The organism is Pseudomonas fluorescens (assembly GCF_002022275.1).
GTDB lineage: Bacteria > Pseudomonadota > Gammaproteobacteria > Pseudomonadales > Pseudomonadaceae > Aquipseudomonas > Aquipseudomonas fluorescens_AJ.
Genome location: NZ_MSDF01000017.1, coordinates 206,577 through 233,235 on the forward strand (window position 1 = coordinate 206,577; position 26,659 = coordinate 233,235).

Annotated in this window: 29 protein-coding genes; 18 read left to right on the forward strand and 11 right to left on the reverse strand. The window is 59.4% G+C overall.

Annotated features, from left to right (window positions below):
* Positions 1-45 precede the first annotated feature (45 nt).
* The 4 genes from rng to tldD all read left to right on the forward strand — a co-directional run bounded on the left by rng (position 46) and on the right by tldD (position 7,751).
* On the forward strand, positions 46-1,503 hold the full coding sequence (rng, locus tag BFW87_RS15990) for a ribonuclease G (RefSeq protein WP_078740732.1): 1,458 nt from the start codon (positions 46-48) through the stop codon (positions 1,501-1,503).
* 76 nt (positions 1,504-1,579) lie between these two features.
* Complete coding sequence (locus tag BFW87_RS15995) at positions 1,580-5,395, forward strand: YhdP family protein (protein WP_078740733.1); 3,816 nt, start codon at positions 1,580-1,582, stop codon at positions 5,393-5,395.
* A 48-nt stretch (positions 5,396-5,443) separates the two neighbouring features.
* Positions 5,444-6,292, forward strand: a complete 849-nt coding sequence (locus BFW87_RS16000; protein ID WP_078740734.1) for a carbon-nitrogen hydrolase family protein — start codon at positions 5,444-5,446, stop codon at positions 6,290-6,292.
* 16 nt (positions 6,293-6,308) lie between these two features.
* Positions 6,309-7,751, forward strand: a complete 1,443-nt coding sequence (tldD, locus tag BFW87_RS16005; protein WP_078740735.1) for a metalloprotease TldD — start codon at positions 6,309-6,311, stop codon at positions 7,749-7,751.
* A 44-nt stretch (positions 7,752-7,795) separates the two neighbouring features.
* Here the strand turns inward: tldD and yjgA are convergent, their stop codons facing one another.
* A complete protein-coding gene (yjgA, locus tag BFW87_RS16010) occupies positions 7,796-8,317 on the reverse strand; it encodes a ribosome biogenesis factor YjgA (RefSeq protein WP_017738766.1) in 522 nt (173 codons plus the stop codon).
* Positions 8,318-8,425: 108 nt separating this feature from the next.
* Between yjgA and pmbA the strand changes: the two genes are divergently transcribed.
* The 6 genes from pmbA (at position 8,426) to BFW87_RS16040 (ending at position 13,693) form a co-directional block, all read left to right on the forward strand.
* A complete protein-coding gene (gene pmbA, locus BFW87_RS16015; protein ID WP_078740736.1) occupies positions 8,426-9,772 on the forward strand; it encodes a metalloprotease PmbA in 1,347 nt (448 codons plus the stop codon).
* A 145-nt stretch (positions 9,773-9,917) separates the two neighbouring features.
* Positions 9,918-10,313 carry a FagA protein gene (locus BFW87_RS16020; protein WP_078740737.1) on the forward strand — a complete coding sequence of 132 codons (396 nt, stop codon included), beginning with the start codon at positions 9,918-9,920 and terminating at the stop codon, positions 10,311-10,313.
* The gene (locus BFW87_RS16025; RefSeq protein ID WP_078740738.1) at positions 10,306-11,682 is read left to right on the forward strand and encodes a class II fumarate hydratase; all 1,377 of its coding nucleotides are present in this window, start codon (positions 10,306-10,308) and stop codon (positions 11,680-11,682) included. The genes BFW87_RS16020 and BFW87_RS16025 overlap by 8 nt, the downstream gene beginning before the upstream one ends.
* A gap of 27 nt (positions 11,683-11,709) precedes the next feature.
* On the forward strand, positions 11,710-12,153 hold the full coding sequence (locus tag BFW87_RS16030; protein WP_078740739.1) for a hypothetical protein: 444 nt from the start codon (positions 11,710-11,712) through the stop codon (positions 12,151-12,153).
* Position 12,154: 1 nt separating this feature from the next.
* On the forward strand, positions 12,155-12,766 hold the full coding sequence (locus BFW87_RS16035) for a superoxide dismutase (protein ID WP_078740740.1): 612 nt from the start codon (positions 12,155-12,157) through the stop codon (positions 12,764-12,766).
* Between the two features lie 33 nt (positions 12,767-12,799).
* Positions 12,800-13,693: a ZIP family metal transporter gene (locus tag BFW87_RS16040; protein WP_078740741.1), complete on the forward strand. Its 894-nt coding sequence runs from the start codon at positions 12,800-12,802 to the stop codon at positions 13,691-13,693.
* A 40-nt stretch (positions 13,694-13,733) separates the two neighbouring features.
* On the opposite strand, the gene BFW87_RS16045 is transcribed toward BFW87_RS16040, so the two are convergent.
* The 10 genes from BFW87_RS16045 to BFW87_RS16090 form a co-directional block, all read right to left on the reverse strand.
* A complete protein-coding gene (locus BFW87_RS16045; protein ID WP_078740742.1) occupies positions 13,734-14,006 on the reverse strand; it encodes an HPr family phosphocarrier protein in 273 nt (90 codons plus the stop codon).
* Positions 14,007-14,022: 16 nt separating this feature from the next.
* Positions 14,023-14,880 (reverse strand): RNase adapter RapZ, encoded by an 858-nt coding sequence (gene rapZ / locus BFW87_RS16050; RefSeq protein WP_078740743.1) that lies wholly within the window; start codon positions 14,878-14,880, stop codon positions 14,023-14,025.
* A 2-nt stretch (positions 14,881-14,882) separates the two neighbouring features.
* A complete protein-coding gene (gene ptsN, locus BFW87_RS16055) occupies positions 14,883-15,347 on the reverse strand; it encodes a PTS IIA-like nitrogen regulatory protein PtsN (RefSeq protein ID WP_016974290.1) in 465 nt (154 codons plus the stop codon).
* A gap of 10 nt (positions 15,348-15,357) precedes the next feature.
* On the reverse strand, positions 15,358-15,663 hold the full coding sequence (gene hpf, locus BFW87_RS16060; RefSeq protein ID WP_078740744.1) for a ribosome hibernation-promoting factor, HPF/YfiA family: 306 nt from the start codon (positions 15,661-15,663) through the stop codon (positions 15,358-15,360).
* Between the two features lie 75 nt (positions 15,664-15,738).
* Entirely contained in the window at positions 15,739-17,232 is a 1,494-nt protein-coding gene (locus BFW87_RS16065; protein ID WP_058422990.1) for an RNA polymerase factor sigma-54, read from the reverse strand.
* Between the two features lie 185 nt (positions 17,233-17,417).
* Positions 17,418-18,143, reverse strand: a complete 726-nt coding sequence (lptB, locus tag BFW87_RS16070; RefSeq protein ID WP_003171806.1) for an LPS export ABC transporter ATP-binding protein — start codon at positions 18,141-18,143, stop codon at positions 17,418-17,420.
* Positions 18,143-18,718, reverse strand: a complete 576-nt coding sequence (gene lptA, locus BFW87_RS16075) for a lipopolysaccharide transport periplasmic protein LptA (RefSeq protein ID WP_078740745.1) — start codon at positions 18,716-18,718, stop codon at positions 18,143-18,145. Before lptA ends, lptB begins: the two co-directional genes overlap by 1 nt.
* Positions 18,705-19,277 carry an LPS export ABC transporter periplasmic protein LptC gene (lptC, locus tag BFW87_RS16080; protein WP_078740746.1) on the reverse strand — a complete coding sequence of 191 codons (573 nt, stop codon included), beginning with the start codon at positions 19,275-19,277 and terminating at the stop codon, positions 18,705-18,707. The genes lptA and lptC overlap by 14 nt, the downstream gene beginning before the upstream one ends.
* A gap of 8 nt (positions 19,278-19,285) precedes the next feature.
* On the reverse strand, positions 19,286-19,810 hold the full coding sequence (locus BFW87_RS16085; RefSeq protein ID WP_016974285.1) for a KdsC family phosphatase: 525 nt from the start codon (positions 19,808-19,810) through the stop codon (positions 19,286-19,288).
* Positions 19,811-20,785, reverse strand: coding sequence for a KpsF/GutQ family sugar-phosphate isomerase (locus BFW87_RS16090; protein WP_078740747.1), 975 nt, complete (start codon positions 20,783-20,785; stop codon positions 19,811-19,813).
* 310 nt (positions 20,786-21,095) lie between these two features.
* On the opposite strand from BFW87_RS16090, the gene BFW87_RS16095 reads away from it, so the two are divergent.
* The 8 genes from BFW87_RS16095 to hisG all read left to right on the forward strand — a co-directional run bounded on the left by BFW87_RS16095 (position 21,096) and on the right by hisG (position 26,554).
* On the forward strand, positions 21,096-21,905 hold the full coding sequence (locus BFW87_RS16095) for an ATP-binding cassette domain-containing protein (protein WP_003171811.1): 810 nt from the start codon (positions 21,096-21,098) through the stop codon (positions 21,903-21,905).
* Positions 21,905-22,702, forward strand: a complete 798-nt coding sequence (gene mlaE / locus BFW87_RS16100) for a lipid asymmetry maintenance ABC transporter permease subunit MlaE (RefSeq protein WP_078740748.1) — start codon at positions 21,905-21,907, stop codon at positions 22,700-22,702. Before BFW87_RS16095 ends, mlaE begins: the two co-directional genes overlap by 1 nt.
* A complete protein-coding gene (gene mlaD, locus BFW87_RS16105) occupies positions 22,702-23,169 on the forward strand; it encodes an outer membrane lipid asymmetry maintenance protein MlaD (RefSeq protein ID WP_005784855.1) in 468 nt (155 codons plus the stop codon). Before mlaE ends, mlaD begins: the two co-directional genes overlap by 1 nt.
* Before the next feature lie 11 nt (positions 23,170-23,180).
* Positions 23,181-23,831: an MlaC/ttg2D family ABC transporter substrate-binding protein gene (locus BFW87_RS16110; protein WP_078740749.1), complete on the forward strand. Its 651-nt coding sequence runs from the start codon at positions 23,181-23,183 to the stop codon at positions 23,829-23,831.
* Positions 23,828-24,133 (forward strand): STAS domain-containing protein, encoded by a 306-nt coding sequence (locus tag BFW87_RS16115; RefSeq protein ID WP_078740750.1) that lies wholly within the window; start codon positions 23,828-23,830, stop codon positions 24,131-24,133. Before BFW87_RS16110 ends, BFW87_RS16115 begins: the two co-directional genes overlap by 4 nt.
* A gap of 114 nt (positions 24,134-24,247) precedes the next feature.
* Complete coding sequence (locus BFW87_RS16120) at positions 24,248-24,487, forward strand: BolA family protein (RefSeq protein ID WP_010170570.1); 240 nt, start codon at positions 24,248-24,250, stop codon at positions 24,485-24,487.
* A 23-nt stretch (positions 24,488-24,510) separates the two neighbouring features.
* Positions 24,511-25,776, forward strand: a complete 1,266-nt coding sequence (gene murA / locus BFW87_RS16125; RefSeq protein WP_024073479.1) for a UDP-N-acetylglucosamine 1-carboxyvinyltransferase — start codon at positions 24,511-24,513, stop codon at positions 25,774-25,776.
* A gap of 142 nt (positions 25,777-25,918) precedes the next feature.
* Positions 25,919-26,554, forward strand: coding sequence for an ATP phosphoribosyltransferase (hisG, locus tag BFW87_RS16130; protein ID WP_003188599.1), 636 nt, complete (start codon positions 25,919-25,921; stop codon positions 26,552-26,554).
* Positions 26,555-26,659: the final 105 nt, after the last annotated feature.

The following is a 26,659-nucleotide window of genomic DNA, read 5'->3' on the forward strand; positions in this document are numbered from 1 at the left end:
AAGCGATCGGTCACTATTGTGAAAACGCCTGAACGAGACCCAGCCATGAGTGAAGAGATTCTGATCAATATCACGCCGATGGAATCGCGCGTGGCGGTGGTAGAGAACGGTGTTCTGCAAGAAGTGCACGTCGAGCGCACGCAAAAGCGCGGGATTGTCGGCAACATCTATAAGGGCAAAGTGGTGCGCGTGTTGCCGGGCATGCAGGCGGCTTTCGTCGACATTGGCCTGGACCGCGCCGCGTTTATCCATGCTTCGGAAATTTCCCTGCGCGAGGGCCCTGCGGTCGAAAGCATCAGCGCGTTGGTGCACGAAGGGCAGAGCCTGGTGGTGCAAGTCACCAAGGACCCCATCGGTTCCAAAGGCGCGCGGCTGACCACACAACTGTCGATTCCTTCGCGGTACCTGGTGTACATGCCGCGCACGGCCCATGTCGGCATATCCCTGAAAATCGAAGATGAAGCCGAGCGCGAGCGCCTGAAAAAGGTGGTCAGCGATTGTGTGGCTGCCGAAGGCATCAAGGAAGCCGGTGGCTTCATCCTGCGCACTGCCGCAGAAGGCGCCGGTGGCGATGAAATCCTCATGGACATCCGCTACCTGCGGCGCCTGTGGGACCAGATCGGCGCCCAGATCAAGACCATCGGCGCCCCGAGCGTCATCTATGAAGACCTCGGCCTGGCCCTGCGCACCTTGCGCGATCTGGTCAGCCCGAAGATCGAGAAAATTCGCATCGACTCGCGGGAAACCTTCCAGCGCACCACGCAATTTGTTGCCGAGCTGATGCCGGAAATTGCCGACCGTCTGGAGCACTACCCGGGCGAGCGGCCGATCTTCGACCTGTACGGCGTTGAAGATGAAATCCAGAAAGCCCTGGAGCGCAAAGTGCCGCTCAAGTCCGGCGGCTATCTGGTGGTAGACCCGGCTGAGGCGATGACCACCATTGACGTCAACACCGGCGCATTCGTGGGGCATCGCAACCTTGAAGAAACCATCTTCAAGACCAACCTGGAGGCGGCTACCGCTATTGCGCGCCAACTGCGCCTGCGCAACCTGGGCGGCATCATCATCATTGACTTCATCGACATGGAAGATGAAGAGCATCAGCGTCAAGTGTTGCGCACCCTTGAAAAGCAGCTGGAGCGCGACCACGCCAAGACCAATATTATCGGCATTACCGAGCTGGGCCTGGTGCAGATGACCCGCAAGCGCACCCGCGAGAGTCTTGAGCAAGTGCTGTGCGAGCCTTGCAGCAGTTGCCAGGGCCGCGGCAAGTTGAAGACTCCGGAAACGGTTTGCTACGAGATTTTCCGGGAAATCTTACGGGAGGCGCGTGCCTACCAGGCCGAAGGTTATAGAGTGCTTGCCAACCAGAAAGTGGTCGACCGGTTGCTGGATGAAGAGTCCGGCAACGTCGCGGAACTGGAGGGTTTTATCGGGCGCACGATTCGCTTTCAGGTCGAAACCATGTATTCCCAGGAACAATACGACGTGGTGCTGCTCTGATCCCCAATCGCTTTCTTTCTTCGAGACCGGCCGACCTTGATCTGCCGTCCGCCAACTGCTTTGAGGGTCGCCTGACATGGAGCGTCTGATACGCTTTTTTGCCGCTTTGACCCGTTGGGGCTTGGGCCTCTGTGCGTTGCTGCTGGTATTGGCGGCAGTGTACGTGAGCCTGGGTCGTGAATTGACCCCGCTGGTGGCCGAATATCGTGCCGAAATCGAAGCCAAGGCCCAGGCCGCGGCTGATATGCCCCTGCAAATAGGCAGCCTTGAAGGGCGCTGGAGTGGTTTCGCCCCGGTATTGCTGGCCCATGATGTGATGGTTGGTGAAGGTAGCAGTGCCTTGCGTCTGGACCAGGTCGAAGTGGTGCCGGATATCTGGGCCAGCCTGATGGCGCGTGAAGTGCGCATCGCCCACCTGGAAGTCAGCGGCCTGCAACTGAGTGTGAAGGAAGACAAGGACGGCCACTGGGCGCTGCAAGGCCTGCCGGTGCAGGATGACCAGCCACTTGACCCGGAGCAGTTGCTTAAACGCATGCAAATGATCAAGCGCGTGTCGTTGCTCGACAGCCAGGTCACCTTGCAACCCTTTGATCAGGCGCCGTTGACCCTCACGTATGTGGGGCTGAGCTTGCACACCGGCATGACCCGCCAGCGCCTGGATGCACGCCTTACGTTGCCCGACGGTCAGCCACTCGCCTTGAGCCTGAGTAGCCGGATCCGCGCCAGCCAATGGAAAGACGCTGAAATACACGCCTACCTGAGCCTGCCCCAGAGCGATTGGGCCAAATGGGTTCCGGCAAGGCTGACCCGGCAATGGAAACTCACGCAGTTCCAGGCAGGTGGCGAATTCTGGCTGGACTGGGCCAAGGGCACCGTGCAGAGCGCTGTGGTACGCCTCAACTCACCCCAGGTAAAAGGCAGCTACGCCGACCGCAAGCCCGTTCATATCGAAAACCTGGGCCTCACGGCTTACCTGCAGCGCAGTGACACTGGCCTTAAGGTGCTGCTCGATTCGCTGGCGATGAACATTGGCGATACCCGCTGGGAATCGCATCTGCAACTGCAGCAGACCCTGGCGACCGACAAGGACCTGGAAGTCTGGAAGTTGCAGGCCGATCGCCTGGATCTTACCCCCATTACGCCGCTGCTGAACGCCTTGGCGCCACTCCCGGACGGGTTCGCCAAAACCATCGAACACCTCAAAGCCACGGGCTTGTTGCGCAACGTGCTGGTAGATTTTCGCCCTCAGGACACCTCCGACAAGAAAGTCAGCTTTGCCGCCAACCTTGAACGTGTCGGTTTCGATGCTTATTTCGGCGCACCGGCCGCGCGTAACGTGTCCGGCAGCATCAGCGGTGACTTGGGCCAGGGCGAGTTGCGCATGGATAGCAAGGATTTTTCCCTGCACCTGTACCCGATTTTCGCCAAGCCCTGGCAGTACATCCAGGCCAATGCGCGCCTGACCTGGAAGCTGGATAAAGAAGGCTTCACCCTGATCGCGCCTTACATCAAGGTGCTGGGGGAGGAGGGCAAGGTCGCCGCCGACTTCCTGATTCGCCTGCATTTTGACCACAGCCAGGAAGACTACATGGACCTGCGGGTCGGCATGGTCGATGGCGATGGCCGCTTTACGCCCAAGTACTTGCCTGCAGTGTTGAGCCCGTCTCTGGACGAATGGCTGCGCACGGCGATTCTCAAGGGCGCGGTTGACCAGGGTTTCTTCCAGTACCAAGGCTCGTTGAACCACGACGCCCTGCCGGCTGCGCGAAATATCAGCCTGTTCTTCAAGGTGCACGACGCCGAGCTGGCGTTCCAGCCGGGCTGGCCGCATGTGAGCAAGGTCAATGGCGAGGTGTTTGTAGAAGAGACTGGCGTGCGCATCCTGGCGAACAAGGGCCAATTGCTCGACACCAAGGTCAAGGATGTCTACGTCAATATTCCTCACGCGCCAGCAGGCAAAGACAGCCATCTGCTGATCACCGGCGGGTTTGCGGGCGGCTTGGGCGATGGCCTGAAGATTCTCCAGGAAGCGCCGATCGGCACCGGTTCGACCTTCGCCGGCTGGAAGGGTGACGGTGACCTGCAAGGCAAACTGGACCTTGATATCCCGCTGGCCAAGGGCACCGAACCCAAAATTGTGGTGGACTTCCAGACCGACAAAGCTCGTCTGCAATTGGCGGAGCCAACCCTGGACCTGACACAGCTCAAAGGCGACTTCCGCTTCGACAGCGCCAAGGGTTTGAGTGGCCAGAACATCTCGGCGCAGGCGTTTGATCGCCCCATCACCGCGCAGATTGCGGCCGATGGCAAACCGGGCGCGATCAGCACGCGCGTCACCGCGAAAGGCCAGGTCACGGTCAAGCGCCTGACGGACTGGTTAAAAATCAGCCAGCCGTTGCCGTTGTCCGGCGATATTCCGTACCAGTTGCAACTCACCCTGGACGGCGCCGACAGCCAATTGATGGTCAGCTCCAGCATGAAGGGCGTCGCGGTGGAGTTGCCTGCGCCCTTTGGCATGCCCGCCAGCCAGGGCCGCGACAGCGTGTTCCGCATGACCTTGCAGGGCGCCGAGCGTCGTTACTGGTTTGATTACGGCGAGCTGGCGAGTTTCACCTTTGCGTCGCCTCCGGACAAATTCAACGACGGTCGTGGAGAGCTGTTCCTCGGTGATGGCGATGCAGTTTTGCCTGCCGCCAAAGGCTTGCGTATTCGCGGCGTGCTATCGGAGCTGGACATCGATCCGTGGAAAAAACTCGTAGATCGCTACGCCGGTAATGATCCGGGCGGCAGTGCCAAGCAACTCCTCAGCAGTGCCGACTTCAAGGTGGGCAAGCTGACCGGCTTTGGCAGCCAATTCGATCAGGTGAGCTTGCAGATGGACCGTAAGCTGGCGGCGTGGGGGTTGCAGCTAGACAGCCAGCAGGCCAAAGGTTCGGTCAACCTGCCCGACGCTAAGGGCGCGCCGATTGCGATCAACCTGCAATACGTGAAGTTGCCGGCCGTGGACCCAACGGTACAGGCCGATGAAAACGCGCCGGATCCATTGGCAGACATTGATCCCAAAGACATTCCGGCTCTGGATATCTCGATCAATCAACTGTTCCAGGGGCCGGACCTGGTAGGTGCATGGTCGCTGAAGATCCGGCCAACCGCCAAGGGCCTGGCGTTCAACAACCTGGACCTGGGCCTCAAAGGCATGCAGCTCAACGGCGCCGGTGGTTGGGAAGGCGCACCAGGTGCCAGCAGCAGTTGGTACAAAGGCCGCCTGGATGGCAAGAACATCGCCGATGTGCTCAAGGGTTGGGGCTTTGCGCCAACCGTGACCAGCGAGGACTTCCATCTGGACGTGGACGGTCGTTGGCCGGGTTCGCCAGCCTGGGTCGGGCCCAAGCGTTTTTCCGGGAGCCTGGATGCAGCGTTCCGCAAAGGCCAGTTTGTTGAGGTAGAAGGCGGCGCCCAAGCCCTGCGGGTGTTTGGCTTGCTTAACTTCAACTCGATCGGCCGCCGCCTGCGCCTGGACTTCTCGGACTTGCTCGGCAAGGGCCTGAGCTATGACCGGGTTAAAGGCCTGTTGGCGGCCAGTAACGGTGTATTTGTGACCCGCGAGCCGATCACCATGACCGGGCCGTCCACCAATCTGGAGCTCAATGGCACCCTGGACCTGGTGGCTGACCGGGTCGATGCCAAGCTGCTGGTCACGCTGCCGGTGACCAACAACCTGCCGATTGCCGCGCTGATTGTCGGCGCGCCCGCCATTGGTGGTGCGCTGTTCCTTATCGACAAGCTGATCGGCGACCGTGTTTCGCGCTTCGCCAGTGTTCAATACAAAGTCGAAGGGCCTTGGAAGGATCCAAAAATCACCTTCGACAAGCCATTTGAAAAGCCAAACTGAGAGCCTGTGGAGTAGCATGGCTGCATGCCCATTACGGAGTGTTGGCCCATGTCCTTTGCGGTAATTCAAATGGTCAGCCAGAGTGATGTGCTGGCCAATCTGGCCCAGGCCCGGCGGTTGCTGGAGCAAGCGGCGGCGGGTGGTGCGAAGCTTGCGGTGCTGCCGGAAAACTTTGCTGCCATGGGCCGCCGCGACGTGGCTGATATCGGCCGTGCCGAAGCGTTGGGCGAAGGCCCGATCCTGCCATGGTTGAAACAGACCGCCCGCGACCTCACCTTATGGATAGTGGCCGGCACATTGCCGTTGCCGCCAGAAGGCCAACCGAACGCCAAGTCCAACGCTTGCTCGCTGCTGATCGATGATCGCGGTGAAGTCGTTGCCCGTTACGACAAGCTGCATCTGTTCGATGTCGATGTAGCGGATGCGCGAGGTCGCTATCGGGAATCCGATGACTATGCTTTCGGGAGCAATGTGGTGGTGGCGGATACGCCCGTCGGTCGGTTGGGCCTGACGGTGTGTTACGACCTGCGTTTCCCCGAGCTGTACAGCGAGTTGCGCGCAGCCGGGGCTGAATTGATCACCGCACCCTCGGCCTTTACGGCGGTGACCGGCGCCGCCCATTGGGATGTGCTGATTCGCGCTCGGGCCATCGAGACCCAGTGCTATGTGCTGGCGGCGGCGCAAGGTGGTGTGCACCCGGGGCCGCGCGAGACCCATGGGCACGCGGCGATTGTCGACCCGTGGGGGCGTGTGCTGACACAACAGGATACAGGCGAAGCGGTGTTGCTTGCCGATCGCGACAGCAGTGAACAGGCGTCGATACGGGCGCGCATGCCGGTGGTCAACCACCGGCGCTTTTTCTCGCAGGGCGCACAGCGACCTGCTTCGGAACGATGAATTTAAGGCCAAACCTATGAGCGAGTTGTTGTCCTCAGTCAGTGATCACCTCCTGGCACCCGGTGGCGTGACCATCGAAAGCTTGCAAACCGTGCTCGGCGATCTGGCCGGGCCGGGTATCGATGCGGCCGATCTGTATTTTCAGGGGCAGATATCCGAGTCATGGGCCTTGGAAGACGGCATCGTCAAGGAAGGCAGTTTCAACCTCGATCAAGGCGTGGGCGTGCGCGCGCAATCCGGTGAAAAGACCGGTTTTGCCTACAGCAACGCAATCACCCTTGAAGCCCTGGGGCTGGCCGCTCGTGCGGCGCGCTCGATTTCCCGTGCCGGCCAGAATGGCACGGTGCAGGCATTCAGCACCCAGGACGTCGCCCAGCTTTACGCGCCGGACAACCCTCTGGAAGTGATCAGCCGCGCTGAAAAAGTCGACTTGCTCAAGCGTATCGACGCCGCCACCCGCGCCCTCGACCCGCGTATTCAGCAGGTCACGGTCAGCATGGCTGGCGTGTGGGAGCGCATTCTGGTGGCTTCCACCGATGGCGGGCTGGCAGCGGATGTGCGGCCGCTGGTGCGTTTCAACGTCAGCGTGATCGTCGAGCAGAACGGTCGCCGTGAGCGCGGCGGCCATGGCGGCGGCGGACGTACCGACTACCGTTATTTCCTGGCGGAAGACCGTGCCATGGGTTATGCCCGTGAGGCGTTGCGCCAGGCGCTGGTCAACCTTGAAGCCATTCCGGCACCGGCAGGTACTTTGCCGGTGGTGCTGGGTTCGGGTTGGTCGGGGGTTTTGTTGCACGAAGCAGTGGGCCACGGCCTGGAAGGCGACTTCAACCGCAAGGGCAGTTCGGCCTACAGCGGGCGCATGGGTGAAATGGTCGCGTCCAAGCTTTGCACGATTGTCGATGACGGCACCCTGGCCGGTCGCCGTGGCTCGCTGAGCGTCGACGACGAAGGCACACCGACCGAATGCACGACGTTGATTGAAAACGGTGTGCTCAAGGGCTACATGCAGGACAAGCTCAACGCGCGGCTGATGGGTGTGGCGCGTACCGGTAACGGCCGTCGCGAGTCTTACGCGCACCTGCCGATGCCGCGCATGACCAACACCTACATGCTCGGTGGCGAAAGCGACCCGGCGGAAATCATTGCCTCGGTAAAACGCGGCATCTACTGCGCCAACCTCGGCGGCGGTCAAGTGGACATCACCAGCGGCAAGTTCGTGTTCTCCACCAGCGAGGCGTACCTGATCGAAGACGGCAAGATTACCGCGCCGGTCAAAGGGGCGACGTTGATTGGTAACGGGCCTGAGGCCATGAGCAAGGTGTCGATGGTCGGTAACGACCTGTCGCTGGACAGCGGCGTGGGCACGTGCGGCAAGGATGGGCAGTCGGTGCCGGTGGGTGTCGGCCAGCCAACGCTGAAAATTGATGCGATCACCGTGGGTGGCACGGGGTCGTAAAGCGGGAGCTTCGGGTGGCGAAGGCCGCCACCCGGGGAAGAGGATCAGCGCAGGCCGCGTTGAGTCTCGTCCAGCTCACGGATGTACTTGAAAATTTTACGGCTGGTGGCGGGCGCCTTGTTATGCGCCTGCTCGTGCTGGGCCTGACGGATCAGGGAGCGCAGTTGCTGGCGGTCCGCGTCCGGGTAGTCCAGCACGAATTTCTCCAGCACCGCGTCATCGCCCGCGATCAGGCGGTCACGCCAACGTTCCAGGTTATGGAAACGTTCGTTGTATTGGCGAGTGGAGGCATCGGTTTGATCAAGCAATGCCAGAATCGCGTCAGTGTCCTGATCGCGCATCAGCTTGCCGATAAACATGATGTGCCGTTTACGCGCGATATTCGCGGTGTGCTTGGGTGCGTCCGCAAGCGCCCGGCGCATTTCGTCGGTCAGTGGCAGTTTTGCAATCAAGTCTTTTTTGAGCGTTGTGAGGCGCTCGCCGAGATCAACCAGAGCATGCAGCTCGCGTTTGACCTGGGTTTTGCTTTTCTCCCCATCGAGGGAGTCGTCGTAAGAATCAACCATGGTGGCAGTCCGCAAAGAAACGCCGCCATGATAACCAGTCGGGGGCCGCTTGTCCGGCCCGGTCGTTCGATGGCCTTAACCGAAAGCAGAATTTGAGTGGAGAAAACCATGAGTGCAGCCCAAAGCGTCGGTCCGCAAGCGTTACCGGCACTGCAGGAACAAGTCGAGCAGATCATTGCCGAGGCCAAACGCCAGGGGGCCAGTGCCTGTGAAGTGGCTGTGTCACTGGAGCAGGGGTTGTCGACATCGGTGCGCCAGCGGGAAGTGGAAACCGTCGAATTCAACCGTGACCAAGGGTTTGGCATCACTTTGTACGTGGGGCAGCGCAAAGGCTCGGCCAGCACCTCGGCCAGCGGCCCTGAAGCGATTCGCGAGACAGTCGCCGCTGCCTTGGCGATCGCCAAGCACACTTCCGAAGATGAAAGCTCGGGTTTGGCCGACAAGGCGCTGATGGCGAAGGATCTGCAAGACTTTGATCTGTTCCACGCCTGGGACATCACACCCGAGCAAGCCATTGAAAAGGCGCTGATCTGCGAAGCGGCCGCGTTCGACGCCGATGCCCGCATCAAGAACGCCGATGGCACCACGTTGAGCACCCATCAGGGCTGTCGCGTGTATGGCAACAGTCATGGTTTTATCGGCGGTTACGCTTCCACTCGTCATAGCTTGAGCTGCGTGATGATCGCTGAGGCCAATGGCCAGATGCAGCGCGACTACTGGTATGACGTGAACCGCCAGGGCGATTTGCTGGCCGACCCGGTCAGCATTGGTCAGCGGGCTGCACAGCGCGCCGCAAGCCGACTGGGCGCTCGCCCGGTGCCGACGTGTGAAGTACCGGTGCTGTTTTCCGCAGAACTGGCCGGTGGTTTGTTCGGCAGCTTCCTGGGGGCGATTTCCGGGGGCAACCTGTACCGCAAGTCTTCGTTCCTTGAGGGGGCAATCGGCCAGAAGCTGTTTCCTGAGTGGCTGACCATCGATGAGCGCCCGCACCTGATGCGCGCCATGGGCAGCTCGTCGTTTGACGGTGACGGCCTGGCCACCTATGCCAAACCATTCGTCGAGAAGGGCGAATTGGTGTCTTACGTGCTCGGTACTTACGCTGGCCGCAAGCTCGGCCTGCCAAGCACTGCCAACTCCGGTGGTGTTCACAACCTGTTCGTCACCCACGGCGACGAAGACCAGGCGGCGTTGTTGCGTCGCATGGGCCGTGGCTTGCTGGTGACCGAATTGATGGGCAGCGGCCTGAATATGGTCACCGGTGATTACTCGCGTGGCGCGGCAGGTTTTTGGGTGGAAAACGGTGAGATCCAATTCGCCGTCCAGGAAGTGACCATCGCCGGCAATATGCGCGATATGTTCAAGCAGATCGTTGCCGTGGGTAATGATTTGGAACTGCGCAGCAACATTCGCACCGGTTCGGTGCTGATTGAGCGGATGACCGTCGCGGGCAGCTAACCCTCACAACGCTTCAAGAAAGGCGCGCCATCATTCAGCTGGCGCGCTTTTTTTTGGCCGCTCCATAAGCGGATTAATGCACTGCGCTTGTTTTGATTCTCAATATCATTTAATAATAAATATCATTACCGAATGAGCGTGGATCATGAGTTCTGTCCTGCATGAGGATCCGTACCTGGAAAGCTGGCGCTGGATGAGTCGTCAAATTCGCTGCGGGCTCGATCCCAATGAACCGCGCCTCATCGAGCATTACCTCAATGAAGGTCGGTACCTGGCGTGTTGCACGGCGACCCACCCGTGGACGATCGCTGAAACGTCGTTTCGGCTGCTGATTGATACCGCCAGCGATATCGCCTTGCCCTGGCACTGGCGCTCCCTGTGCCTGGATCAGGCGTGGCGCCCGCTGCGTGATCTGGAAAAACTCTCTCACTGTGCCTGCCGCCTCAAGCGCTGGCAGACCTTTGCCTGGCAATTGGCGACCTGCGAATTGCTGCCTTCCCTTTCTGTTTCTGACTTGGTGCAAGGATCTAACGATGAGTAACACCCGTATCGAACGCGACAGCATGGGCGAACTGCAAGTGCCCGCCGAAGCGCTGTATGGCGCCCAAACCCAGCGCGCGGTGAACAATTTTCCGATCAGCCACCAACGCATGCCGGCGCAATTTATCCGCGCCCTCATCCTGGCGAAAACCGCTGCTGCCAAGGTTAACGTCGACCTCAAGCAAATCAGCGAAGGGCAGGGCAAAGCCATCGTCGACGCTGCCCAAGGCTTGCTCGAAGGCGATTTCATGCAGCATTTCCCGGTGGATATCTTCCAGACCGGCTCCGGCACCAGTTCCAACATGAACGCCAATGAAGTCATTGCGACCCTCGCCAGCCGTTTGCTTGGCGAGGCGGTCAACCCCAATGACCATGTGAACTGCGGCCAGAGCAGCAACGACATCATCCCGACCACGATCCACGTCAGCGCCGCGCTGGTGCTGCATGAGCAAACGCTGCCGGCCCTGTTGCATCTGGTGCAGGTCATTGAACACAAGGCTGAGGAGGTCCACCCGTTTATCAAGACGGGTCGCACGCACTTGATGGACGCCATGCCGGTGCGCATGAGCCAGGTGCTCAACGGCTGGGCGCAGCAGCTCAAGGCCAATATCGGCCACTTGCAAAACTTGCTGCCAAGCCTGCAGGCGCTGGCCCAAGGCGGCACAGCGGTCGGAACCGGGATCAACGCACACCCGGAATTCGCGGCGCGTTTCAGCGTGCAACTGAGCAGCTTGACCGGCGTGAAATTCACCCCCGGCAAAAACCTGTTCGCGCTGATCGGCTCTCAGGACACCGCTGTCGCCGTCTCCGGCCAATTGAAAGCCACTGCCGTGTCGCTGATGAAAATCGCTAACGACCTGCGCTGGATGAACTCCGGCCCGCTCGCCGGCCTGGGTGAAATCGAACTGGAAGGCCTGCAGCCGGGCTCTTCGATCATGCCCGGCAAGGTCAACCCGGTGATCCCGGAAGCCACCGCCATGGTTGCCGCTCAGGTAATCGGCAATGACACGGTGATAACCGTTGCAGGCCAGTCGGGTAATTTCGAGCTGAATGTGATGTTGCCGATCATTGCCCAGAACCTCATCAGCAGCCTCGAACTGCTGGCCAATTCCAGCCGCCTGTTGGCCGATAAAGCCATCGCCAGCTTCAAGGTCAATGAAGCCAAGCTCAAGGAAGCGCTGTCACGCAACCCGATTCTGGTCACCGCACTCAACCCGATCATTGGTTACCAAAAAGCCGCTGAAATCGCCAAGAAGGCTTATCAGCAGGGGCGTCCGGTGATTGATGTCGCCCTTGAACACACGGACTTGCCGCGCAGCCAACTGGAGATCCTGCTGGATCCGGAAAAGCTCACCGCCGGCGGCGTGTAATCACCGACCCTGCTTTGGAGGCTCACCATGGAGCACTGGAAACGCACGATCGAACGAGCCAATCGCTGCTTTATGGCAGGTGAATTGGTCGACGCGCGCGAGGCCTATCTGCAAGCCCTGGCCCTGGCACAAGTATTGTTCGAGCGCTGGGCGGATGCCGACGAAGCAGTGGCGGCGTGCGTTATTTCCCACCACAACCTGGCCGACCTGCACCTGCGCCTGAATCAGCCGGAAGAGAGTGCGGAATACCTCTGCGCGATCCATCAGCGCCTTTTACAGACCATGCAGGACCCGCGCCTGAGCCCGCAATTGCGTGAGGCAGCATTGCGCCAAAGCAGCAAGACCTACGTTGAATTGTTGAATTTCATCAGCGACCACGGCGAGTACCCACGTACCCATCGCCTGCTGGGCGGTACTGCGACGCAACCGGATGTGTCGACCCGCAACAGCCCTTATTACGGAGCTCATTGATATGACTTACACCTTGCCCGCATTGCCGTACGCCTACGATGCCCTGGAGCCGCATATCGATGCGCAAACCATGGAAATTCACTACACCAAGCACCATCAGACCTACATTAACAACCTCAATGCGGCCGTCGAGGGCACCGAGTTCGCCGGTTGGCCAGTGGAAAAGTTGGTGTCCAGTGTCCAGCAATTGCCAGAAAAGCTGCGCGCAGCGGTGATCAACCAGGGCGGCGGGCACGCCAACCATTCGTTGTTCTGGGCGGTGATGTCACCCACAGGCGGCGGCAAGCCTGAGGGCGCGCTGGGTAAGGCGGTTGATGAGCAACTCGGCGGCTACGACAGCTTCAAGGAAGCGTTCACCAAGGCTGCCTTGACGCGTTTCGGCAGTGGCTGGGCCTGGCTGAGCGTCACCCCGCAAAAGACCCTGGTGGTAGAAAGCAGTGGTAATCAGGACAGCCCGCTGATGAGTGGCAACACGCCAATCCTGGGGCTCGACGTCTGGGAACACGCTTACTACCTGCGATACCAGAACCGCCGTCCGGAATACATCAACGCTTTTTATAGCGTCATCAACTGGCCGGAAGTCGCTGCACGCTACCAGGCCGCCCTGGCCTGATATTTACCCCTATAACAAGATCTAAGGCCGACTATGGGCACTGAAACACTGGCGATCAGCAGCGGACGAATGTTTCGTTATGCGTTTGGCTCGCTGTTGCTATTGGCAGGCACTGCGTTGCTGGTGGCTCACGGGCTGGCTTGGCTGGACCTTGAACCGCGGATTCTGCGCGCCTTGCAGGGCGGTGCAATCTGCGCGCTCGGCACGGCGTTAGGCGCGGTGCCGGTGCTGGTGATTCGCCGGATGCCGGTGGCACTGAGCGATACGCTGTTGGGGTTTGGCGCCGGGGTGATGTTGGCGGCGACAGCGTTTTCGCTGATCGTGCCGGGCATTTCAGCCGCTGAAAGCCTGGGGCTTTCGCCTTGGGGCGCCAGTGGGCTGATCAGTTTTGGCATTATGCTCGGGGCGTTTGGCTTGTACCTCGTTGATCGAAAGGTCTCGGGTGCGAGCCCGGAAATGTGGGTGGGCACGCCGGATAAACCGGTAATCCCGCCGCGTATCTGGCTGTTCGTGTTTGCAATCATCGCCCACAACATCCCGGAAGGCATGGCTGTGGGCGTTTCGGCAGGCGGCGGTATGCCAGATGCCGATAGCCTGGCCATGGGCATTGCATTGCAAGATGTGCCCGAAGGACTGGTGATTGCGCTGGTATTGGCCGGTGCAGGTATGTCGCGGGTCAAAGCGTTCCTGATTGGCGCGGCTTCAGGCTTGGTCGAGCCGGTGTTTGCCGTGCTTTGTGCCTGGCTGGTGAGTCTGGCCGAGGTGCTATTGCCGTTAGGATTGGCGTTGGCTGCGGGCGCGATGCTGTTGGTCGTGACGCATGAGGTCATCCCCGAGTCGCGACGCAATGGTCACGAAAAGCTCGCAAGCCTGGGGCTGTGCATTGGGTTCTGCTTAATGATGGTAATGGATACCGCGCTGGGATAAAGCCCGTCCTGTGCAGGGCGGGCGGCTCCTGCGCAAGGCGTTATTCGCCTTCGTCGAAGAAGTTATTGATCAACGCGACCAGTGCGGCCATTGCTTCATCTTCCTGCTCGCCTTCCGTCTTCAAATGAATCCGGGTGCCCTTACCGGCGGCCAACATCATCATGGCCATGATGCTCTTGCCATCGACCATGGTTTCCGGCGTGCGTCCGGCGCGAATCTGGCAGGGGAATTGCCCGGCTACGCCGACGAATTTGGCGGAAGCCCGGGCGTGCAGGCCCAGCTTGTTGATGATTTCAATTTCCAGAGCGGGCATCGCGGGGGTGTTCCTTTCAGCTAAGGTCGCGGTGGCGGACCTGGACGTTCTTGAGGGTTTGTTGCAGCACTTGGCCCAGGCGTTCGGTCAGATAGACAGAACGGTGGTGGCCGCCGGTGCAGCCAATGGCAATGGTGACATAGGCCCGGTTGCTCGCGGCAAAGCGCGGCAGCCATTTGAGCAGGTAACTGGAGATGTCCTGGAACATCTCTTCCACATCCGGCTGTGCTGCGAGGTACTCGGCCACCGGTTGATCCAGCCCGGACTGGTCGCGTAACTCCGGCTTCCAATACGGATTGGGCAGGCAGCGCACATCGAACACCAGGTCAGCATCCACCGGCATGCCACGTTTGAAGCCAAACGACTCAACCAGAAATGCCGTGCCGGGCTCAGGCTGATTCAGCAGGCGCAGCTTGATGGCATCGCGCAGCTGATACAGGTTCAGGCCGGTGGTGTTGATCTTGAGGTCTGCGAGGTCAATGATCGGCCCCAGCAACGTCGTCTCCTCTTTGATGGCTTCCGCCAGAGAACGATGCGGGCTGCTTAGAGGGTGACGGCGCCTGGTTTCGGAGAAGCGTTTGAGCAGCGTCTCTTCATCCGCGTCCAGGTACAACACATCACAATGAATGTGCTTGGCCCGCACTTCTTCGAGCAATTCAGGGAATCGCGAGAGGTGGCTGGGCAGGTTGCGGGCGTCAATCGAAACGGCGACCAGCGGCTGCGCCAGTTCGGTGTGGATCAGTGCCCGTTCCGCCAATTCCGGCAGCAGACCGGCGGGGAGGTTGTCGATGCAATAGAAGCCGTTGTCCTCAAGGACGTTGAGGGCGGTGCTTTTACCCGAGCCGGAACGGCCGCTGACGATGATCAAACGCATGATTACTGCCCGTTTTGTTCATCCAATACAACCTGGTAGAGCGCCTCATTGCTTTTGGCGCTGCGCAGTTTGTCGCGTACTTCCTTGCGATCGAGCATGCTGGCGATCTGCCGGAGCAGTTCCAGATGCGCATCAGTGGCGGCTTGCGGGACCAGCAACACGAACAACAGGTCGACCGGTGCGCCGTCGATGGCGTCGAAATCAATGGGTGCATCCAGGTGGAGCAGAGCGCTCACCGGGGATTCACAGCCTTGCAGGCGGCAGTGAGGAATGGCGATGCCGTTGCCAAAACCGGTCGAGCCGAGTTTTTCACGGGCAATAAGCGCCTCATACACAGCTTGCGTATCCAGTTCGGGCACTTCGCGGCCGATCAGGTTGGCAATTTGTTCGAGGGCGCGCTTTTTACTGCCGCCCGGCACGTTCACAAGGGAACGGCCGGGGGTCAGGATGGTTTCAAGTCGGATCATGGGGGGAGAGTTAACGACCTGTACCTTGCATCAGGTGCAGATTCTTTTCCTTATGCTTTTTAAGTTGGCGGTCAAGCTTGTCAGTCAAGGCATCGATTGATGCATACATGTCTTCATGCTCGGCGTTGGCGACTACTTCGCCACCGGGGATCTGCAGGGTCGCTTCAATTTTCTGCTGAAGCTTGTCGACCTTCATGATGACTTGCACATTGGTGATCTTGTCAAAATGACCCTCAAGCCGTTTCAGCTTCTGCTCGACGTATTCGCGCAATGGAGGGGTGACTTCTACATGGTGTCCACTGATGTTGACTTGCATACAGCTTCTCCTTCGTTGCCAGTGCATAAAGCGGTGGGCAGAAATACCCACCACTGGAACGCTATGGCCCGCCCGTCACATCAAACGCTTACGCTCGCTGGAAGGCGCGATCCCGAGGGACTCGCGGTACTTGGCGACGGTTCGACGGGCGACCTGAATGCCTTGTGCCTCCAGTAAACCAGCGATCTTACTGTCACTCAATGGCTTTTTCTGATTTTCCGCGGCAACCAGTTTTTTGATGATCGCGCGGATCGCCGTGGACGAGCATTCGCCGCCTTCGGAGGTGCTGACGTGGCTGGAGAAAAAGTATTTCAACTCATAAATACCCCGTGGGGTATGCATGAATTTCTGAGTGGTTACCCGGGAAATCGTCGATTCGTGCATGCCCACGGCTTCAGCAATGTCATGCAGGACCAGCGGTTTCATCGCTTCGTCGCCATATTCCAGGAAACCACGCTGGTGCTCGACGATCTGGGTCGCCACTTTCATCAGGGTTTCGTTGCGGCTTTGCAGGCTCTTGATGAACCAGCGCGCTTCCTGCAGTTGGTTGCGCATGAAGGTGTTGTCGGCACTGGTATCGGCGCGGCGCACAAAACCTGCATATTGCGGGTTGACCCGCAGGCGTGGCACCGACTCCTGGTTCAGCTCCACCAGCCAGCGCTCGTTGTCCTTGCGCACGATCACATCGGGCACGACGTATTCGGCTTCGCTGGACTCGATCTGTGAGCCAGGACGCGGGTTGAGGCTCTGCACCAGCTCGATAACCTGGCGCAGGTCATCTTCCTTGAGCTTCATGCGCCGCATCAACTGGCTGTAGTCGCGGCTGCCCAACAGGTCGATATAGTCGGTCACCAGGCGCTGGGCTTCGCTAAGCCACGGCGTCTTGGCTGGCAGTTGGCGCAGTTGCAGCAACAGGCACTCGCTGAGCGTGCGCGCGCCGATACCGGCGGGTTCAAATTGCTGAATGCGGTGCAGCACCGCTTCGATCTCGTCCAGCTCGATATCCAGTTCCGGGTCGAAGGCCTCGAGGATTTCCTCAAGGGTTTCGTCCAGGTAGCCCTGGTTGTTGATGCAGTCGATCAAGGTGACAGCGATCAGGCGGTCGGTATCGGACATCGGTGCCAGGTTCAGTTGCCACAACAAGTGACTCTGCAGGCTTTCACCCGCTGAGGTGCGAGTGGTGAAGTCCCACTCGTCATCATCATTGCTCGGCAGGCTGCTGGCGCTGGTCTGGTAAACGTCTTCCCAGGCGGTGTCCACGGGAAGTTCGTTGGGAATGCGTTCGTTCCATTCACCTTCCTCAAGGTTATCCACCGTTGGGGCGGTTTCCTGGTAGGAGGGCTCTTGCACGTCGGAGTTGGGTTTTTGCTCGATGTTGTCGGCCAGCGGGTCTGCATTATCGAAGTCGTCGCCTTCTTCCTGGCGTTCGAGCATCGGATTGGACTCCAGGGCCTCCTGGATTTCCTGTTGCAGGTCCAGGGTCGACAATTGGAGCAGGCGGATGGCCTGTTGCAGCTGCGGTGTCATCGTCAGCTGCTGGCCCATTCTCAGGACTAGCGATGGTTTCATGGCAGGGGCTTAACACCTTATTCGCCGGCGCAATGCGCCATCCACGACAGGGCGCGTGAGCGCCAAACATAAGCAAATTATATGCCTGATATCGGGGGCTTTGCCTAGAGCGCGGTAACAATAAAAAAATCGAGGTTTTTATTGACTCCCGCGCGCACGGGCGTTCAGCCGTGACACCACACTGCTTACAGGCGGAACTCGTGGCCCAGGTACACTTCCTTGACCAGTTCGTTGGCCAGGATAGTGGCGGAATCACCTTCGGCAATCAGCTGGCCGTCATTGACGATATACGCCGTTTCGCAGATGTCGAGGGTCTCACGGACGTTGTGGTCAGTGATCAGCACGCCGATGCCCTTGGCTTTGAGGTGATGGATGATCTGCTTGATGTCGCCGACCGAAATAGGGTCGACGCCGGCAAACGGTTCGTCCAGCAGAATAAACTTCGGCGCGGTGGCCAGTGCCCGGGCGATTTCCACACGGCGACGCTCACCACCCGACAAACTCATGCCGAGGTTGTCGCGAATGTGGTTGATGTGGAATTCCTGCAGCAGGCTTTCCAGCTCCTTGCGGCGGCCATCACGGTCGAGTTCCTTGCGAGTTTCAAGGATTGCCATGATGTTGTCGGCTACCGACAGTTTGCGGAAGATCGACGCTTCCTGTGGGAGATAGCCGATGCCTGCCCGTGCACGCCCGTGCATTGGCTGGTGGCTGACATCCAGATCGTCGATCAACACACGGCCCTGATCCGCCTGGACCAGCCCGACGATCATGTAAAAACATGTGGTCTTGCCGGCACCGTTGGGGCCGAGCAGGCCGACGATCTGGCCGCTGTCGATGGACAGGCTGACGTCGCGCACAACCTGACGGCTTTTATAGGCCTTGGCCAGATGCTGGGCTTTGAGGGTTGCCATTAATTCGTCTTCTTCGCAGCGGGTTTAAGCGCAGGCTGGGCGGCGGCGTCTTTCTGCTTCGGCTGGATAACCATGTCGATGCGCGGCTTCGGAGTACCGATCTTCGCGCCATTGGCACGGCCGGCCTGGGCGATCTGTTTCACGGTGTCATAGGTGATTTTTTCACCGTCGGTGGTGTTGCCATCACTGCTGACAACCCGAGCCTGATCGATCAGGATGATGCGATTCTGCTGGGCGTGGTACTGGATGGTCTTGCCATAGCCTTTCATAGGAGCAGGGTCTGCAGCCGCCTGCTTCTGTTCGAAGTAAGCCAGGTTGCCCACCGAGGTCACCACGTCAATGTCGCCAGCCGGGGTGCGCGTGAGGGTCACCGTGTTACCGGTGATTTTCATCGAGCCCTGGGTGATGATCACGGCGCCCGTGTAGGTCGCGACACCTTGCTTGTCATCCAGTTGAGCATCGTCAGCCTGAATGTGGATCGGTTGCTGGCTATCGTTCGGCAGAGCCCAGGCGCTCACGCTTCCCAGTGCTGCGCCCAGACCGAGCAAAATAGGGAGGGTTTTAACGAGCCTCATACTGTCCTCTTACGTTCGATAGCAGGTGTATCCTGCTTTCTTTCAAATACGCTTTCATTCCCTTGCCAGTCGATACACCGCCAGCGCCGTCGATTCTAACGTCTTGCTCGGTCTGCGCATATTGCTGTTGTGGGAAAACGGTCATGCGACTGCTGGTAATAATGGTGTCGCGGTTCTTGTCGTCGGTGCGCGCTACGCGAACCGAGTCGATCAATTCTACCTGCGTGCCGTCCGGGTTGACCTCGCCACGTTTGCTGGTGACATGCCACGGGAATTCGGTGCCGCGGTACAGGTTCATGTCCGGGTTGGTCAGCAAAGTGACCTCGGAAGCCTTCATGTGGTCGACTTTGTCGGCGGTCATCTCGTACTGCACCTTGCCATCCGGCAGGAACTGCACGCTGTAGGCATTGGTTGCGTAATAGTCGATGACGCCTTCGTCAACCTGGGCTACAGGCTTGTCGAGGAAGCGCTCCGGGCTGATATTCCAGTAGCCCACCGCCAGGAACAGCGCGGCGATGACCCCGAATAGCAGGAAGTTGCGAATCTTTTTGCTCAGCATAAAACGCTCTATAGGTAGGCGGCGTGGGCCGCTTCAAGGCTGCCCTGGGCACGCAGGATCAATTCGCAGAACTCGCGGGCAGCGCCTTCGCCGCCCCGTGCAGTCGTGATGCCATGTGCGTGTTCGCGAACAAAAGCCGCAGCATTTGCGACGGCCATGCCCAAGCCGACCCGGCGGATCACCGGCAGGTCAGGCAGGTCATCACCCAGATAGGCGACCTGTTCATAGCTTAGGTTGAGTTGGCCAAGAAGCTCGTCCAGAACCACCAGTTTATCCTCGCGGCCCTGATACAGGTGAGGAATCCCCAGGTTTTGTGCGCGGCGTTCCACTACCGGTGTCTTTCGACCGCTGATAATCGCCGTTTGCACACCCGCCGCCATCAACATTTTGATGCCCTGGCCGTCGAGAGTGTTAAACGTCTTGAATTCGCTGCCGTCTTCAAGGAAATAGAGGCGGCCATCGGTTAGCACGCCATCGACGTCAAAGATCGCCAGTTTGATGTTTTTTCCGCGTTGCAGCAGGTCGGCTGTCATTTACATCACTCCCGCACGCAGCAAGTCGTGCATGTTCAGGGCGCCGATCGGGCGGTCGTCGCGGTCTACGACGACCAGCGCGAGAATTTTATGGTCTTCCATGATCTTCAGGGCTTCGGCCGCCAGCATGTCGGGCCGTGCGGTTTTGCCGTGCGGGGTCATGACTTCGTCGATTTTGGCGGTTTGAATGTCGAGGTTGCGGTCCAGGGCGCGACGCAGGTCGCCGTCGGTGAAGACGCCGGCGAGGCGGCCGTCGGTTTCCAGGATGGCGGTCATGCCCAGGCGCTTGAGGCTCATTTCCATCAAGGCCTCTTTAAGCAGGGCGCCGCGTTGCACGCTGGGCAGCTCCTCACCGCTGTGCATGACGTTTTCCACTTTCAGCAGCAGGCGGCGGCCCAGGGCGCCGCCCGGGTGCGAGAACGCGAAGTCTTCAGCGGTAAAGCCGCGAGCGTCCAGCAGCGCCACGGCCAGTGCGTCGCCCATGACCAGGGCGGCGGTGGTGGAGGAGGTCGGTGCCAGGTTCAGCGGGCACGCCTCTTGGGCCACGTGGACATTCAGGTTCACTTCGGCAGCTTTGGCCAGCGTCGACTCCGGGTTGCCGGTGATGCTGATCATCTGGATGCCCAGGCGCTTGATCAGTGGCAGCAGGGTCACGATTTCGTTGGTCGTACCGGAGTTGGACAGCGCAAGAATGATGTCATCCCGGGTGATCATGCCCATGTCGCCGTGGCTGGCTTCGGCCGGATGCACGAAAAACGACGTGGTCCCGGTGCTTGCCAGGGTGGCGGCGATTTTGTTGCCGACGTGGCCGGATTTGCCCATGCCGACCACGACAACGCGGCCCTTGCTGGCCAGAATCATCTCGCAGGCGCGTACGAAATCCGCGTCGATATGAGCCAGTAAACCTTCTACGGCTTCAAGCTCGAGGCGGATAGTGCGTTGTGCGGATTGAATGAGGTCGCTGGATTGGCTCATGTCTGAAATCGTATAGCCTGACGAAAAGTCGGCGATTATAGCGGTAATGATCAATTCCCTCACGTAAGTTCGTCAGGCTTTGTGCGGCAGGTCAGTGAGATTCATGATTTGCAACATAACCGGCAACGTTTTTTCCCTGTCCATAATCTGAACGAGCACAGTTCCGGCCTTGGGGGCTCTGCATCAGCAGTGATATAGTTCGCCGCCAGTTCCGTCCGCCCAACCCATGTGGCTAACTATTGCGCATCCGTTGCAAACGAAAGTCGCAAACATGGTGTCTGAGTGAAAGGCTGCATCCCAAGGAGATTAGATGAGTGCCGATAACGCCTACGCGGTCGAGCTGAAGGGTCTTACCTTCAAGCGCGGGACGCGGAGCATCTTCAATAACGTCGATATTCGCATTCCCCGCGGCAAGGTCACGGGCATCATGGGGCCTTCCGGTTGCGGCAAGACCACTCTGTTGCGCCTGATGGGCATGCAATTGCGGCCCAGCGCCGGTGAAGTGTGGGTCAACGGGCAGAATTTGCCGACCCTGTCGCGCAGCGATCTGTTCGATGCGCGCAAGCACATGGGCGTTCTGTTTCAGAGCGGCGCGTTGTTTACCGATCTCGACGTTTTCGAAAACGTAGCCTTTCCGCTGCGGGTGCATACCCAGTTGTCCGATGAAATGATTCGCGACATCGTGTTGCTGAAGCTGCAGGCCGTGGGCCTTCGCGGCGCCATCGACCTGATGCCCGACGAATTGTCCGGTGGCATGAAGCGCCGCGTGGCCCTGGCGCGTGCGATCGCCCTCGACCCGCAGATCCTCATGTATGACGAGCCCTTCGTCGGCCAGGACCCGATCGCCATGGGCGTGCTGGTGCGCCTGATCCGTCTGCTCAACGACGCACTGGGCATCACCAGCATCGTGGTCTCTCACGACCTGGCCGAAACTGCGAGCATTGCCGACTACCTTTATGTAGTGGGAGATGGCCAGGTCTTGGGGCAGGGCACGCCTGAAGAGCTGATGAACGCAGACAACCCGCGCATTCGCCAATTCATGACCGGCGATCCTGACGGCCCGGTGCCTTTTCATTTTCCGGCAGCGGACTACCGCTCAGATCTTCTGGGGAAGCGCTGATGCGCAAGAAATCTTTACTCGAGAAGGTGCGCCTTTTTGGCCGCTCCGGCATCGACATGGTCGAAGTGCTCGGGCGCTCGACGATCTTCCTGTTTCACGCCCTGCTCGGCCGTGGCGGTATTGGCGGCGGTTTCGGCCTGCTGCTCAAACAACTGCACTCCGTGGGCGTCATGTCCCTGGTCATCATCGTGGTGTCCGGGATTTTTATCGGCATGGTGCTGGCGCTGCAGGGTTTCAACATCCTCTCCAGCTACGGTTCGGAGCAGGCGGTGGGGCAGATGGTCGCCCTGACGTTGCTGCGCGAACTGGGGCCGGTGGTGACCGCCTTGCTGTTTGCGGGCCGTGCAGGTTCGGCATTGACGGCTGAAATCGGCAATATGAAGTCCACCGAGCAGTTGTCCAGCCTGGAAATGATCGGCGTGGACCCACTCAAATACATTGTTGCCCCGCGCCTGTGGGCCGGCTTCATTTCCCTGCCGCTGCTGGCGATGATCTTCAGCGTGGTGGGTATCTGGGGCGGTTCGTGGGTGGCGGTTGACTGGTTGGGCGTCTATGACGGCTCTTACTGGGGCAACATGCAAAACAGCGTGACCTTCAGTGGCGACGTGCTCAACGGCATCATAAAGAGCATCGTTTTCGCTTTTGTAGTGACCTGGATCGCCGTATTCCAAGGCTACGACTGTGAGCCCACTTCAGAGGGGATCAGTCGCGCCACCACCAAGACCGTTGTGTACGCCTCGCTGGCGGTACTGGGCCTTGACTTTATTTTGACCGCCTTGATGTTTGGAGATTTCTGATGCAAAACCGCACTGTGGAAATCGGTGTCGGCCTTTTCTTGCTGGCTGGCATCCTGGCTTTACTGTTGCTGGCCCTGCGAGTCAGCGGCCTTTCGGCCAGCCCTACGGCCGACACTTATAAACTTTACGCGTACTTCGACAATATCGCCGGTTTGACTGTCAGAGCTAAAGTGACCATGGCCGGTGTAACCATCGGCAAGGTCACGGCAATCGATCTGGATCGCGACAGCTTCACCGGGCGAGTGACCATGCAGGTCGACAAGAAGGTAGATAATCTGCCGACTGACTCCACTGCATCTATCCTCACTGCGGGTCTGCTGGGCGAGAAATACATCGGTGTCAGCGTGGGCGGGGAAACAGCCCTGCTCAAGGATGGCTCGACAATCCACGACACACAGTCGTCGCTGGTGCTTGAAGACCTGATCGGTAAATTCCTGCTTAATACGGTCAATAAAGACGCCAAATGAGGAATCTGTTCATGATCTCTACCTTGCGACGTGGCCTACTGGTTTTGCTTGCAGCGCTGCCGCTGATGGCCAACGCGGCAGGTTCTGCGCACGATCTGGTGCAAGACACGACCAGCAAGATGCTGGCCGATCTGACCGCCAATAAAGAGCAGTACAAGCAAGACCCGACCAAGTTTTATGATGCGCTGAATACCATTGTTGGCCCGGTGGTCGATGCCGAAGGCATTTCCCGCAGCATCATGACGGTCAAGTATTCGCGCAAGGCTACGCCTGCGCAGATGCAGACATTCCAGGAAAACTTCAAAAAGGGCCTGTTCCAGTTCTACGGCAACGCCTTGCTGGAGTACAACAACCAGGGGATCACTGTTGATCCGGCCAAGGACGAGTCGGGCGATCGCACCAGCGTTGGCATGACCGTCAAGGGCACCAACGGCGCGGTCTACCCGGTGCAATACACGCTGGAGAAGGTCAACGGCGAGTGGAAGTTGCGCAACGTGATCATCAACGGTATCAACATCGGCAAGCTGTTCCGTGACCAGTTCGCCGACGCGATGCAGCGCAATGGCAACGACCTGGACAAGACCATCAATGGTTGGGCCGGTGAAGTCGCCAAAGCCAAGGAAGAAACCGACAAGCAAGCTGCCGGGAAGCCTGCGCAATGACCGAGTCGGCTGTTCGTCTTGGTGACGCCGGTGAGTTATTCCTCAGCGGCGTGCTCGACTACCGCTCCGGGCCGGCCCTGCGTGAGCAGGGCAAGGCGCTGATCAACGCCAGCAACGCCTCTGCGCTGGTGCTGGATTGCTCTGCGGTGACCAAATCCAGCAGCGTCGGCTTGTCGTTACTGCTGTGCTTCATGCGCGACGCCGAAGCGGTTAAAAAACCGCTCAGCATCCGTGCATTGCCCGAAGACATGCGTGAAATCGCAGAAGTTTCCGGTTTGACCGAGCTGCTGTCGCATCCTTGATACACATTATTAAAGAAGCCCCCCGTCAGAGTCCTGCTATGCGGGGTTCGCAGGCGCGGGGCTTTTTTGTATGATGTGCGACCCGCGCGCACTGGGCGCCCATAGAGGTTGATCATGCAGGCCCTAGAAGTTAAAAGCTTCCTTGAAGGAAAGCTGCCCCAAACTAATGTTGAAGTTGAGGGCGAAGGCTGCAACTTCCAGCTGAACGTGATTAGCGATGAACTGGCGGCTTTGAGCCCGGTCAAGCGTCAACAGCAGATCTATGCCCATTTAAACCCGTGGATCACCGATGGCAGCATCCATGCGGTCACTATGAAATTTTTCAGCCGCGCGGCCTGGGCCGAGCGCACCTGAGCCCCCAAGGCGTCGAGATTCTTATGGATAAATTGATTATTACCGGTGGTGCTCGTCTTGATGGCGAGATCCGCATTTCCGGTGCGAAAAACTCCGCCCTGCCGATCCTGGCGGCAACCCTGCTGTGTGATGGCCCGGTGACTGTGGCCAATCTGCCGCATTTGCACGACATCACCACCATGATCGAGCTGTTCGGTCGCATGGGCATTGAGCCGGTGATTGACGAGAAGCTGTCGGTCGAAATCGACCCGCGCACCATCAAGACGCTGATCGCCCCGTACGAGCTGGTGAAAACCATGCGTGCGTCGATCCTGGTGCTGGGCCCGATGGTTGCCCGTTTCGGCGAGGCTGAAGTGGCTCTGCCTGGCGGTTGCGCCATTGGTTCGCGCCCGGTCGACCTGCACATCCGTGGCCTTGAAGCCATGGGCGCGACCATCGACGTAGAAGGCGGCTACATCAAAGCCAAGGCGCCGGAAGGCGGCCTGCGTGGTGCGAACTTCTTCTTCGACACCGTCAGCGTGACCGGCACCGAGAACATCATGATGGCCGCTGCACTGGCCAACGGTCGCAGCGTGTTGCAAAACGCCGCGCGCGAGCCGGAAGTGGTCGACCTGGCCAATTTCCTGATCGCCATGGGTGCCAACATCACCGGCGCCGGCACCGATACCATCACCATCGACGGTGTGAAGCGTCTGCACCCGGCCACCTACAAAGTGATGCCGGACCGCATCGAGACCGGTACTTACCTGGTTGCCGCCGCCGTCACCGGTGGTCGCGTCAAGGTCAAGGACACCGATCCGACCATCCTGGAAGCGGTCCTGGAAAAACTGCGCGAAGCCGGTGCTGAAATCACCACGGGTGAAGACTGGATCGAGCTGAACATGCACGGCAAGCGGCCAAAAGCTGTCAACGTGCGTACCGCTCCCTACCCGGCGTTCCCGACCGACATGCAGGCGCAGTTCATCTCCCTGAACGCGATTGCCGAAGGCACCGGTGCCGTGATCGAGACCATCTTCGAAAACCGTTTCATGCATGTGTATGAACTGCACCGCATGGGCGCCAAGATCCAGGTCGAAGGCAACACGGCCATCGTCACCGGCACCGAAAAGCTCAAGGGTGCGCCAGTCATGGCGACCGACTTGCGCGCATCGGCCAGCCTGGTGATTTCGGCGCTGATTGCCGAAGGTGACACCCTGATCGACCGCATCTACCACATCGACCGTGGTTATGAGTGCATCGAAGAGAAGCTGCAGATGCTCGGCGCAAAAATCCGCCGCGTGCCGGGCTAGTCTCCGGGGCTGTAACGGTGGTGGGAGGGTAAGCTCTCTCACCACAGGATTTGTTTCAAATCGGGGCTGTAATGGCCTCGATCTGTGTCTGGCGCCGTTTGCGACCGGACAGCAATAGCCTGATGAAGGACTGACGTTTCCCATGTTGACCATCGCACTGTCCAAGGGCCGCATCCTTGACGACACTTTGCCGCTTCTGGCTGAAGCGGGCATCGTGCCGACCGAGAATCCGGACAAGAGCCGCAAGCTGATCATCCCCACGACCCAGGACGACGTTCGCCTGCTGATCGTGCGGGCTACCGACGTGCCGACCTACGTTGAGCATGGCGCGGCGGACCTCGGTGTCGCCGGCAAAGACGTGCTGATGGAGTACGGCGGCCAGGGCTTGTACGAGCCTCTGGACCTGCGTATCGCCCTGTGTAAGCTGATGACTGCCGGGCGCGTCGGTGACGTCGAGCCCAAAGGCCGTCTGCGCGTGGCCACCAAGTTCGTCAACGTTGCCAAGCGTTACTATGCCGAGCAAGGCCGTCAGGTCGACATCATCAAGCTCTACGGCTCGATGGAACTGGCCCCGCTGATTGGCCTTGCCGACAAGATCATCGACGTGGTCGACACCGGCAACACCCTGCGTGCCAACGGCCTCGAACCTCAGGACTTCATTGCCGACATCAGCTCCCGGCTGATCGTCAACAAAGCATCGATGAAGATGCAGCACGCCCGTATCCAGGCGTTGATCGACACCCTGCGCAAGGCAGTGGAGTCTCGACACCGCGGTTGACTCACCCGCGCGGCCCTAAGTAGCCGCGCCCGTCTATCCGCCTCATAGCCAGAATTCTCAGGTGCCCAAGCGGATCGACTGCTAACTTTCGGCGCCTGAGCAATT